Source organism: Aliivibrio wodanis (assembly GCF_052920805.1).
Window position 1 is genome coordinate 1,042,962 of sequence record NZ_JBREXA010000002.1, and the last position, 12,202, is coordinate 1,055,163.

A 12,202-nucleotide genomic window follows, 5' to 3' on the forward strand; every position below is an offset into this window, starting at 1 on the left:
GTCGTATTGTGATCATTTCTCTTTCACTTTACTTTGTCATTATTGATTTAAAACATAATGCTCAAGGATCGAACATGACAGAAAACGAAACGCACTTAATGGCTATTGATATGCTTTGTTGCCATCTAGGGTTATCAAAAGAAGAAGCGCAAAAGCAACTTGGGATCCAATCTCAAACGGATTTGCAAACTCAAATCATGGAAACTCAAGAGGCGTTGATGGGTTTAAAACGATAAGAACTGAAGCTATTTATTTCTTAAATCTATTTCAAGCAAACACTAAAAAAGCGGCTCACTATATAATATAGTGAGCCGCTTTTTAAATTAAAGTAGATTAAATATTTAAGCAGTTACTGTTGCAGCTTTTGGTTTCATTTCACCAACAGGTAAGACTGTACGACCGTATTCAGCGTTAATTACTTGCGCCATAGAGAAGTACATTGCACTTAAACCACAGAAGATACCTTCATAACCTGCAATGTGACCAATTAACTCGCTACCAGTGAAATCACGAATCGCTAACAAAGCAAATAGAATGGTTAAGCTACCAAAGATCACCTGCTTAGCTCGTGGGTAGTTAAATGTACCTAAAAATAGGAAAAACGTTAGTACGCCCCACATTGAAAGATACCAACCCATAAACTCTGGTGATGTTGCTTGGCCTAGACCCATTTCTGGCATAATAATTAAGCCAACAAGAGATAACCAGAAAAAGCCGTAAGAAGTGAACGCAGTAGTACCAAATGTATTACCCTTTTTATATTCCATAATGCCAGCAATTACTTGCGCAAGACCACCGTAAAAAATACCCATCGATAAGATCGCAGTATTTAAAGGGAAAAAGCCCGCATTGTGTAGGTTTAGTAAAACAGTTGTCATACCAAAAGCCATTAAGCCTAATGGAGCTGGGTTTGCAAGTTTGTTTGACATTTAGATGCCTCAAAAAAAAGTGTAATGATTAAAAAAATGTTTAGGAAGCGCATTCTATTTATCAGTGACAAAGATCACAAGTGTCATTTATGGAATCTTACATTTCATTTATTGCACTTTTTAAATTAAAGGGGGTTTACAGTTATTTTACAAATAAGAACACTCTCTTTCCCCTCTTCTATTTAGACACAATACTTAATTACGATTAAACTAAAGACCCCTGCTTTATCTATAGAGAATCTTCATGGAATTGGTGTTTTCCCTACTACAGCAATTAAGTGTTTACCTCGTACTTGCTTACCTATTAAGTAAGACGCCTTTATTTCTGCCTATTACTACTATTTCAGGTCGCTGGAGCCATCGCTTTCTTTGTTACATCATCTTTTCTGGCTTCTGTATTCTAGGTACTTACTTTGGTTTAGCAATTCAAGACGCCATCGCAAATACAAGAGCAATTGGTGCTGTCATGGGAGGAGTATTAGGCGGACCTTTAGTTGGTTTCTTTGTTGGTTTAACTGGCGGACTTCACCGATACTCTATGGGAGGATTTACCGATCTAGCCTGCGCTATTTCAACCACATCTGAAGGACTTCTTGGTGGGTTATTTCATCTGTATTTTGTTAGAAGAAATCAAATAGAACAGTTATTTAGACCAAGAACTGTTCTCATGATTGCTTTTATTGCTGAACTTCTACAAATGGCTATTATTTTAATCGTAGCCAAACCATTTGATCAAGCTTACATCCTTGTCTCTTCTATTATCCTACCTATGATTGTAGCCAACTCTGTTGGTGCTGCCATGTTCATGAGTATTATCCAAGATAGAAAAACGATTTATGAAAAATACTCCGCAGCATTCTCCAATAAAGCACTTAATATTGCACAACGATCTGTTGGTATATTAAGCCAAGGTTTCAACCAAGAAAATAGCAAACAAATCGCTGAAATCATCTACGAAGAGACCGGTGTTGGCGCTGTATCTATTACTGATAAAGAGAAAATACTAGCCTTTATTGGCATTGGTGATGATCACCATTTACCAGGAACCCCTATCGCTTCTGATTACACTCGCCAAGCGATAAAGCAAAGTAAAGTAATGTACATAGATGGGGATGAATACCCTTATCAATGCTCTATTGATGACAAATGCAAACTCGGCTCAGCATTGGTTATTCCTCTAATTGGGGTAAATAATGAGGTTATTGGTACTATTAAACTGTATGAGCCAAAACTGAAGTTATTTTCCTATATCAATATTACTCTTGGAGAAGGTATTGCCAAATTACTCTCTAATCAAATTTTAGCTGGTCGCTATTTGCAGCAACAAACCTTATTAACTCAAGCAGAATTGCGTTTATTACAGGCTCAAGTTAATCCACACTTTCTGTTTAATGCATTAAATACCATTAGTGCAGTTATTCGACGAGATCCAAATCGCGCTCGTGAACTAATTCAACATTTATCTCAGTTTTTCCGCCGAAACTTAAAGCAAAACTTTGAGCAAGTCACATTAAAAGAAGAGTTACATCACGTACAATCCTATTTAGAAATCGAATTAGCTCGGTTTTCAGATCGATTAACAGTAACGGTTGATATCGATGAGAGTTTATACGACTTAAAGCTTCCTACATTTACTCTTCAACCTTTAGTTGAGAATGCTATCAAACATGGAACCTCTAACATGTTTGAAGAAGGAGAGATAAAAATCAACGCTTATCTATCCCATCATCAAGTCATCCTTGAGGTTATAGATAATGCAGGGCTGTACGTAGAACAAACTAACAGTGATGGTTTAGGCACAACCATCGTTGATAAACGTTTAAAAAATCAATTTGGTGAGGCGTTTGGGTTAACCATGTCTTGCATTGAAAACCAACAAACCAAAGCTACTATTCACTTACCACTAGAGACGATAAATCATGCTTAAAGCGATTGTGATTGATGACGAACTATTTGCTCGTGAAGAGTTAATTGAACAATTAAATGAAATTGGTCACATTGACGTTATTGCCGAATGTGGCAACGCTATTGACGGATTAAAGCAGATTAATCAGCTCAAGCCTGATGTGGTATTTTTAGATATTCAAATGCCAAAGATTACCGGAATGGACTTGATTAGCATGCTTGATCCTGAAACCATGCCAAATGTGGTTTTTGTTACCGCTTATGATGAATTTGCAGTAAAAGCCTTCGAGGATAATGCCTTTGATTATCTACTCAAGCCTATTGAACCTCGCCGCCTTGAAAAGACAGTCAAACGCTTATTAGCTCTAGAAACCAAGCTAGATCTTACGCCTATCACTCAAACTGAAATTGAGCTGATCCCATGCTCTGGCCACAACCGTATTCTTCTACTTCCCTCTCAAGAGCTTGAGGTTGCAAGTATTCAAGCTTCAGGGGTTCAGCTACTAACAAAAACAGAAGCCGCTTGTACACAATTAACATTGAAAGTACTTGAAGAGAAAACGCCACTCATTCGCTGTCATCGACAATTTCTGATAAACCCTCATTTTATTCGAGAGATTAAGTTACATGAGAATGGCACGAGTGAGATCCTCACTCAAAGTGGGCATATAGCTCAAGTGAGTCGACGTTATCTTAAAGAAATCAAAGAACGATTGGGGATTCATGGTTAGTTTTAATTTACTCATACAAACCAGTTAATATTACTCAAAACCACTTAACATTAAATAACACCGTTTAACCTCTCATCACAACCACTCACCTTTTTTGGGCGTGAACTCTTTACGCCCACCAGTATGATAACCAGCATATAAATTTGTTTATTTAATTAACCAGTAATTCAAACAAGGAATAAATTATGGTTTGGTTTCTAACCTGCGTTGCAGCACTTATCGGTGGTTACTTCATCTACGGTGCGTTTATCGAAAAAATCTTCGGTATTAAAGAAGACAGAAAAACCCCCGCTCATACAAAAACAGATGGCGTAGACTTTGTTCCAATGTCGACACCAAAAGTATATCTAGTTCAACTTCTTAATATTGCAGGCGTCGGTCCAATTTTTGGCCCAATCATGGGTGCCCTTTACGGCCCTGCAGCTATGTTATGGATTGTACTAGGTTGTATTTTTGCAGGTGCTGTACACGATTACTTCTCAGGTATGCTTTCTATCCGTAATGGCGGAGCGTCAGTTCCAACGATTACTGGTAAGTACCTAGGTAATGGCGCAAAACACTTTATGAATGTGTTCGCGATTGTTCTGTTACTTCTTGTTGGTGTGGTATTTGTATCTGCTCCTGCAAGCATGCTTACAAACCTAATGAATGACCAATTTGATTTAGGCATCACAATGACGGCGATGGTTGTTATCATTTTTGGTTACTACATCATTGCTACGATTGTTCCGGTAGATAAAATCATTGGTCGCTTCTATCCGTTGTTTGGTGCACTACTAATATTCATGTCTGTTGGTTTGATTACTGCAATTGCACTTTCAAGTGACCACTCTGTTCTTGGTAGCTATGAGCCAAGCCAAATGTTCACTAATATGAATCCAAACGACTTACCATTATGGCCTGCTCTATTCATCACTATCGCTTGTGGTGCTATCTCTGGTTTCCACGCAACACAATCGCCACTTATGGCGCGCTGTATGGAAAATGAAAAAAATGGTCGCTTTGTATTCTACGGAGCAATGATTGGTGAAGGTATTATCGCTCTTATCTGGTGTGCAATTGCTCTCTCTTTCTTCGATGGTATGGAAGCACTTCAAGCAGCAGTTGCAGACGGTGGTCCTGGTAATGTTGTTTATACTGCATCATTTGGACTTCTAGGTACGTTTGGCGGCATCCTTGCTTTCTTAGGCGTAATCATTCTACCAATTACCTCAGGTGATACTGCGTTCCGTTCAAGTCGTTTAATCCTTGCTGAGTACTTCAACATGGAACAAAAAACACTGCGTAACCGCCTACTTATGGCCCTACCATTGTTTGTTCTTGGCGGTATCTTGACTCAAGTTGATTTTGGTATTATCTGGCGTTACTTCGGCTTTGCTAACCAAACAACAGCAGTAATGATGTTATGGACAGCTTCAGCTTACCTGCTTCGTCACAATAAACTTCACTGGGTTACCACGGTTCCTGCGATATTCATGACAAGTGTTTGTATCACTTTCATTCTAAGCAACAGTCAGTTAGGTTTTGGTTTACCAATGACGCTATCGACTATCACAGGCGTTGTCTCTGCGTGTGTAATTGCTGGTCTAGTGATTGTAAAATCAAAAGGCAAAGGTGAGATTGATTCAGAAGAAGAGAGTCTACAATCTTAAACTAATGTTATAACTTTCCCCCTATAGCTTTAGACTTAAGCCGAAACAAAAAAAACGCCAGTGATAATAACCACTGGCGTTTTTATAATTTGTACTTACTTTGTATTTATTGACAGCGTTACTTCTGTTTCGCAGCGATTGCGGCGTAATCACCAAGCAATTTAGATAAAACCGGCAACCAATTCAATGCATCTGTTGGTGGTTTCGCCAAAATCTGCTCAACCAATTCACAGTGTTCCTCTAATGATACCGCTTCTTCTAAGTTAAATAACATTGCATAAGCATGCCATAAAACAAGACGCATCATACGTAAGCTATTTTGTTGTGAATTATCAGACTCTGAAAATGCATGAGTCACTTCACCAAGAGCAACAGCAGCAAGACGAAGCATGGCATCTAGTTGAGCCGTTTGCATACGATCTTGATTGGCTGTTTCTTCTTGTTCAAACGTAAAGATCTCTTTTATTGTCTCTTCAGGAACCATGCGACTAATCACACGGTGGCTGAACTCTTCAAGATCATGACGTGGCATTGTTACCAAACAAGAGAAAGTATAATCACGTTCCATTTTACTCTCCTACTTTTTAAGCTTAGTAATACCAGCTTTCTTTTGGATCACGTTCTTCAAACGCATACGACGCTCTGCAGAAGCCTGATCTTGATTCGCATTGGTTACATTATTAGTACGACCTTTACGATTTTTAAATCCTTCTTTCGTGTTCACTTTTTCAATGTAAGCATCACGGCTCTTAGGCTCGTAACCCGTTTGAACTACACGGTGAATACGTTGCTGAATTAGTGTTTCAACTTGAACAACTGTTAGCTCTTCTTCACGGCTAACAAATGAAACTGCATGACCTTTTTTACCAGCACGACCAGTTCGACCAATACGGTGAACATAATCTTCTGCTAAGAAAGGCATATCGTAGTTAATTACGTGTGGTAAGTCAGCAATATCAAGACCACGAGCAGCAACATCCGTTGCAACCATTACACGAGCTTTGCCTTCTTTAAACTCTTCTAGTGCACGACGACGAGCACTTTGTGCTTTATCACCATGACAAATAACCGCTTTAATACCATCAAGCTTAAGCTCTTTAACGATGTTATTTGCTGTTTCTTTATAGTTTACAAATACCAGAACTTGCTGCCAGTTTTTACGACCAATCAATTCTGATAATAATTCGGTTTTACGCTCTTCATCTACAGGATAAACAACGTGAGCAATAGTCGATGCTGTCATGTTTTCACGATCAACAGAAACACGTTTTGGACGACGTAAAATATCGCTCGCTAACTTGTTCATTTGTGCTGAAGACGTCGCAGAGAACAGCATGATTTGTGGTGCAGAGTTCACTTCCATCATGATATTACGGATAGCATTAACAAAGCCCATATCTAACATACGGTCAGCTTCATCGAATACTAAAAATTCAAGATTAGCGATAGAGATATTGCCCTCTTCGATGTGCTCTTGAAGACGACCTGGAGTCGCGACCAAGATATCAACACCTGGATCCAATGCTCTCTCTTGAGAAGACATTTTCTTACCGCCAAATACAGCGGTTACAGATAATGCTGTATATTTTGTGTAATCAGCAATGTTTGATGCGATCTGCTCTGCTAGCTCACGAGTTGGCGCTAAAATTAACGCACGAGCTGAACGACGTGTTGCTGTTTTTTTAGAATCAAGCAATTGCTGAATAACAGGCAATGCAAATGCAGCCGTTTTACCAGTACCGGTTTGAGCATTCGCAAGAATATCATGACCTTTACGTGCCAAAGGAATGGCTTTTTGCTGGATTGGGGTTAATTTCTGATAACCACATTCAGTTAATGCTTTTACGACTTCAGGTGAAAAACCTTGAGATGAAAATGACATAAAGTGGATTCCTTAAGCGAACAGTCTATGTATTCAATGATCTATAATTTAGCCGCGCATTATAGATGATTTACGGTGAGTTAGCGCACATTTTTTGTTATTCCATCATAAAAAAAGGCAGAAATACCAAAGTATCCCTGCCTTTTTACTGATTTATTTTTAAAACACCGTGATTAGTGAAGTTTTAAGTTTGGACGAAGCACTCGGTTAATACGGCCAACCAACATAATCAAGGTTGTTTTAAATACACCATGCAGTGCAATTTGGTGCATACGATACAATGAAATGTACACAACACGAGCAATACGACCTTCAACCATCATAGAGCCTTTAGTTAAATTGCCCATTAAGCTACCAACGGTTGAGAAGTTACTTAATGAAACTAAAGAACCGTGATCTTTATAAATATATGGCTTCATTTCACGGTTAGTCATTTTAGCAACGATATTCTTAAAAGCATGACTTGCCATTTGGTGTGCTGATTGTGCACGAGGTGGAACAAAACCACCTTCAGGTTTCTCGCAACACGCTAAATCACCAATGACGAAAATATCATCATCACGTGTTGTTTGCAGCGTTGGCTTAACAACAAGTTGGTTAATACGGTTCGATTCTAAACCTGCGATCTCTTTCATAAAATCAGGAGCCTTGATGCCTGCAGCCCAAACCATGATTTGAGCAGGAATAAGCTCGCCATCTTTAGTATGTAAACCTTCAGAATCGGCTTTGGTTACCATCGTCATCGTTCTAACGTTTACACCCAGCTTTGTTAATTCACTGTGCGCAGCTGAAGAAATACGAGGAGGAAGAGCTGGAAGAATACGCTCACCCGCTTCAACAAGGTTTACATTTAATTTTGCAGAATCTAAATCACCGAAGCCATATAAACGTAGCTCTTTAATCGCATTATGAAGTTCAGCAGAAAGCTCAACACCCGTCGCACCTGCACCAACAATCGCTATATCAACGGTTTTTTGTGTTGGATGCATATGAAGTTTTAAGAACTGATTATTCATTTCCGTACGGAAGCGATGTGCTTGCTCTGGGCTATCAAGGAAAATACAATTTTCACGAACCCCAGGAGTATTGAAATCATTCGATGTAGAGCCAATCGCAAGGATTAAATAATCGTATTCAATCTCTCTTGTTGGGATGAGTAACTCACCATGCTCATCTTTAATTTCAGCCAAAGTAATAAATTTACGATCACGATTAATATCGCACAAGCTACCCATTTGAAAATCAAAAGAGTGATTTTTAGCATGTGCACGGTAACTGATTGCATCAACGCCTTCATCTAAAGAGCCTGTTGCTACTTCATGAAGTAATGGTTTCCATAAGTGACTTGCTTTACGATCAACTAAAGTAACTTCTGCGCGACCTTTACGACCTAATGTACGACCAAATTTAGTAGCAAGCTCTAGACCACCAGCTCCACCACCAACAATAACAATCTTAGTCATTGCAATCTTCCTCTAAAAAATAAAAAACGGCATTAACCTAAGTAACTCAGATTAAAAAATTTGTGCTCTCTTTGTTTTGCTAACTCGCAGTACAAAAAATAAGAGTCTTGAGGAAACAGCGTTCACGTTACGCTAACTTGAGCAATTTATGCTTCTTTTCTTTGTTTTTTGCATTATATAACCCTATTTCTGATGTTATCAAGCAGATATAGATGTTATGCAGAAGATTTTTTTAGATGTGTAAAATAAATAGGTAAATTGATCGAAATTGTAACAGCAGATCGTTTCTTTGGTTTAGATCAAAAAACCTCACGATAATGTGAGGCTTTTATTATGTTACTGAGGTTTTTTGGCATCAAATCAAATGAATCAATATAGGCACTAAATGAGCGTTTCAGCTTCTTTAAAAGCTTTCATTACCTGTAGATGCTGAGAGATCTTCTTAAATTTATGCGTTTCATTCTCATCCCAAATAATTTGATAATATGGTTCAAGCTCTGTCGCCGTTGCTGAATTATCACGAATCTCATCACTTCTTGATAAAATACATAAACAATTTTCTTTATTTTTATTACGGAACTTCTCAACACACTTGGTTGCAATATCAGTATACTCTTCAGGACGATCGATACGACCTTCCATATTCACTTCTGGATGCAAGTTAGGATTAAACATAACCTGACGAATACCGCATAAAAAGCCAATGCGTTCAGCCCAAAAACCACCAAGGCCAACACCACAAATAATTGGGTTTGGATCACCAGCTTGTTCTATAACCTTATGCACTTCTTTCAATAAGTACTGCATGTCATGTTTAGGATGCAGAGTGCTGTAGTTAATAAAGCGCACATCTTCATCAATAAACTGAAGCTGCATAATCTTTTCATGATTACCTGGGCTTGTTGAGTCGAAGCCGTGAAGATAAATAATCATGTATTCCCCCTGTTTCCTGAATAAGAATTTTCCATATAGTAAATTTAATCTACCATGAAAAATAAGGTTTTAAAGCCCTTAGCTTGAGCAATAATGAGAACAGTGATCTAGCCTAGATAATTGCCGATTTATTTCTTAATTAATGGTAATAATTTCTTGAGCTTGTTCATTTCTCGCTCAGCCAGTTCTTGATAACAACTATCCTTGAGCAACTGATAACCTAACGAAAACCATAATGCGCCCATAAAACAGACCCAAGGCGTCCAGTATTTAACGGCGTACTTCCATTCATTATCATCAAGATCTCTTTGCATACAATAACTATGGATAACTTCATCGACATCAAATTGATTGGCAATGATCATCGTTGCTAAGTCTTGGCTCGGGTCCCCGATAGAAGCGTATTCCCAATCAATTAAGCCATACCCTTGCTCTTTAACAATAATATTATAAGCACCAATGTCGAAGTGGCATAAGCAAGGTTCAAACAACGGCCGTTCATCTTCTTGAGAGAAATAATCAACATAAGCGTGCATTTCATTTGTTTGGTTTTCTGGTTCTAATGATGACCAATAGCTCAAAATTCGTAATTTCAAACTCATCACATCATTAATAAGCTCATCATCAAACCCATTCGTTGTAAGTTGATGAACCGACGCTAATAACTCAACAGCAGCATCTTTGGCTTTATCAAGTGCAATGACTTCTCCTTTGAACCATTCAACCAACAAACCCTCGCCATTTGAATCGTAAACCTTAGGTGCAAAAGGCACTGCGTCTAATGCAGTTAAAATCTCACGTTCTTTATCTCTATCTGCACCAAGTAATGTCGCTTGTTCAGAAACAGGTCGCCAAACAAAAGTCCCCTCTTTCGCTTCGACTTTTAAACAAGCATTAGTTAATCCACCAGACAGTAACGATACTTTGTGAGCATTTAATCCAAAACCATCAAAATTAATATCCATATCTACTCCATAAATCTCGTAATAACATAATCTTATAAAAGTTTATCACAATTATTCAAGAGCTTTTATTTTGTCTCAAATTTGCATTAGAAATTGATTTCAAAATCTTAATAGTTTTAGCTATTCAAATCTAAAAAATTGGATTACTATCCGCGCCCTACGCGTCTCTTTAGGCTTAACTATTATACAGTTCCTCATCTGGCGTACTTCTTATACCAATCACAGTAAGTAAGTGATCAGAAATAACGCAGGAAAAGTGCTTGAGAACAAGGCGGCACTTTTCAACAAATAGTTTCGATAAGTAGTTATTCTACAATCAAAAATTTCAACGTAGTTATCGAACATATTAACCAGTTAGGATGAACAGTTATTTACTACAATTGGTATTATATACCTCTCCAAATAAGCGGTTAATCAAACACTTAAAGTAGACTGGTGTTATTTTGGATAGACTATAATGTCCTCTAACGCTTTATATACTGATTTATCTGGCTATTACGATTTAATGTGTGCTGATATCGATTATCAAGAGCAAAGTAACTTTGTTCGCCGTATACATCAAATCTTTGGTAATCAAGGAAGAGATTATCTCGATTTAGCTTGTGGTACAGGCCCACACGTTAAACACTTTATTAACTATGGATATCGAGCAAAAGGGTTAGACATCAACCAACCTATGCTTGATATTGCAAAGCAACGTAACCCTGATGCTGAATTTATTTTGCATGACATGAGTAACTTCAAAGTTGAAGAACCTCTTGATTTAATCACCTGTTTTCTCTATTCCATTCACTACAATGCGAATATTGAAAAGCTGTCAGAATGCATTGCCAGTGTTCATGCAGCATTGAAGTCAGAAGGCGTACTGTGTTTCAACTCTGTAGCAAGAAACAAGATCGACAATCGCTCATTTGTAAAACATCCGGCAGAGCATGAAGGCAGCCAGTTTTCCTTCCAATCAGGTTGGAACTATTGCGGTGAAGGTGAACAACAACACTTATTACTAAAAATAGAAAAGACAACGGATGGTGTAACAGAAGTTTGGGATGACAAGCACCCAATGGTTGCGGTTGATTTTGAGCAGTTGCAAACACTGTTAGAACCTTACTTTGAGGTTCATATGTTTGAACATGATTATGAAAAGATCACACCATTAAATGATGGTTCAGGCAATGCTATCGTTGTTTGTGTGAAGAAATAATCCATACCTAGAGTTTAGAGTTCAAAAACAAAAAATCCGCCAACAAAGGCGGATTTTTTCATTCTGATTTATCGACAATCAAAATTATAGGTAGTTAGCATCAACTAGTTCGCTGATCTCTACTTTTTTCACTTCAGGGCGGCTGTCTAACCAGTTAGCAACTAGAAGCTGCTCTTCTGCTGTTGCTGAACGGTAGCGCTCAGTTGAACAGATAAAACCTTCAAATAGCTCTAGGCCACCACCACCAAAACATAACTCAATGCTGTTGATGTAATCAATGAAGTCATCTACGAATACATCATATTGATCAAAATCTTTAAATTCAGTAGTACAGCTCACTTCAAAACCAAGAATAGCGAACTCGCCTAAGTATAATTTCTTACGAATACGACGGTTTTTATTTTCTAACTTATTCAGTTTCATAGCATTTCTCTCTTTGATTTATCTACTACCTTTATACTCCTTTCCACCATATTTCCCAAGCTTTGATTGCAAGAAATTAATAAGTTTATATAAACAAAAAAGCCAGAGCAGTTTCCCA

12 protein-coding genes are annotated in these 12,202 nt (G+C 38.0%); 5 read left to right on the top strand and 7 right to left on the bottom strand.

Annotation, left to right across the window (positions count from 1 at the left end; translation table 11 throughout):
- The first annotated feature begins 74 nt into the window (after positions 1 to 74).
- Positions 75 to 236 (top strand): heat-shock protein HtpX, encoded by a 162-nt coding sequence (locus ACU5DF_RS12645; RefSeq protein WP_446713123.1) that lies wholly within the window; start codon positions 75 to 77, stop codon positions 234 to 236.
- Positions 237 to 341: 105 nt separating this feature from the next.
- Here the strand turns inward: ACU5DF_RS12645 and ACU5DF_RS12650 are convergent, their stop codons facing one another.
- Positions 342 to 929: an acetate uptake transporter gene (locus tag ACU5DF_RS12650; RefSeq protein WP_045101874.1), complete on the bottom strand. Its 588-nt coding sequence runs from the start codon at positions 927 to 929 to the stop codon at positions 342 to 344.
- Positions 930 to 1,173: 244 nt separating this feature from the next.
- Between ACU5DF_RS12650 and ACU5DF_RS12655 the strand changes: the two genes are divergently transcribed.
- The 3 genes from ACU5DF_RS12655 to ACU5DF_RS12665 all read left to right on the top strand — a co-directional run bounded on the left by ACU5DF_RS12655 (position 1,174) and on the right by ACU5DF_RS12665 (position 5,217).
- A complete protein-coding gene (locus ACU5DF_RS12655) occupies positions 1,174 to 2,856 on the top strand; it encodes a LytS/YhcK type 5TM receptor domain-containing protein (protein ID WP_446713124.1) in 1,683 nt (560 codons plus the stop codon).
- Positions 2,849 to 3,565, top strand: coding sequence for a two-component system response regulator BtsR (gene btsR / locus ACU5DF_RS12660; RefSeq protein ID WP_045101872.1), 717 nt, complete (start codon positions 2,849 to 2,851; stop codon positions 3,563 to 3,565). The genes ACU5DF_RS12655 and btsR overlap by 8 nt, the downstream gene beginning before the upstream one ends.
- A gap of 185 nt (positions 3,566 to 3,750) precedes the next feature.
- The gene (locus ACU5DF_RS12665) at positions 3,751 to 5,217 is read left to right on the top strand and encodes a carbon starvation CstA family protein (RefSeq protein ID WP_045101871.1); all 1,467 of its coding nucleotides are present in this window, start codon (positions 3,751 to 3,753) and stop codon (positions 5,215 to 5,217) included.
- 118 nt (positions 5,218 to 5,335) lie between these two features.
- Here the strand turns inward: ACU5DF_RS12665 and ACU5DF_RS12670 are convergent, their stop codons facing one another.
- The 5 genes from ACU5DF_RS12670 to ACU5DF_RS12690 all read right to left on the bottom strand — a co-directional run bounded on the left by ACU5DF_RS12670 (position 5,336) and on the right by ACU5DF_RS12690 (position 10,460).
- On the bottom strand, positions 5,336 to 5,785 hold the full coding sequence (locus ACU5DF_RS12670) for a hypothetical protein (protein WP_045101870.1): 450 nt from the start codon (positions 5,783 to 5,785) through the stop codon (positions 5,336 to 5,338).
- A gap of 9 nt (positions 5,786 to 5,794) precedes the next feature.
- Positions 5,795 to 7,099, bottom strand: a complete 1,305-nt coding sequence (locus ACU5DF_RS12675; protein ID WP_446713125.1) for a DEAD/DEAH box helicase — start codon at positions 7,097 to 7,099, stop codon at positions 5,795 to 5,797.
- A gap of 173 nt (positions 7,100 to 7,272) precedes the next feature.
- Positions 7,273 to 8,562, bottom strand: coding sequence for an NAD(P)/FAD-dependent oxidoreductase (locus ACU5DF_RS12680; RefSeq protein WP_446713126.1), 1,290 nt, complete (start codon positions 8,560 to 8,562; stop codon positions 7,273 to 7,275).
- Between the two features lie 381 nt (positions 8,563 to 8,943).
- Positions 8,944 to 9,495: an alpha/beta hydrolase YcfP gene (gene ycfP, locus ACU5DF_RS12685; protein WP_446713127.1), complete on the bottom strand. Its 552-nt coding sequence runs from the start codon at positions 9,493 to 9,495 to the stop codon at positions 8,944 to 8,946.
- 128 nt (positions 9,496 to 9,623) lie between these two features.
- Positions 9,624 to 10,460, bottom strand: coding sequence for a phosphotransferase (locus tag ACU5DF_RS12690; protein WP_446713128.1), 837 nt, complete (start codon positions 10,458 to 10,460; stop codon positions 9,624 to 9,626).
- A 457-nt stretch (positions 10,461 to 10,917) separates the two neighbouring features.
- Here ACU5DF_RS12690 and ACU5DF_RS12695 point away from each other — a divergent pair, with 457 nt between their 5' ends.
- Positions 10,918 to 11,661, top strand: coding sequence for a class I SAM-dependent DNA methyltransferase (locus ACU5DF_RS12695; RefSeq protein ID WP_446713129.1), 744 nt, complete (start codon positions 10,918 to 10,920; stop codon positions 11,659 to 11,661).
- 84 nt (positions 11,662 to 11,745) lie between these two features.
- On the opposite strand, the gene ACU5DF_RS12700 is transcribed toward ACU5DF_RS12695, so the two are convergent.
- The gene (locus ACU5DF_RS12700) at positions 11,746 to 12,084 is read right to left on the bottom strand and encodes a YggL 50S ribosome-binding family protein (RefSeq protein WP_446713130.1); all 339 of its coding nucleotides are present in this window, start codon (positions 12,082 to 12,084) and stop codon (positions 11,746 to 11,748) included.
- Between the last annotated feature and the right edge of the window lie 118 nt (positions 12,085 to 12,202).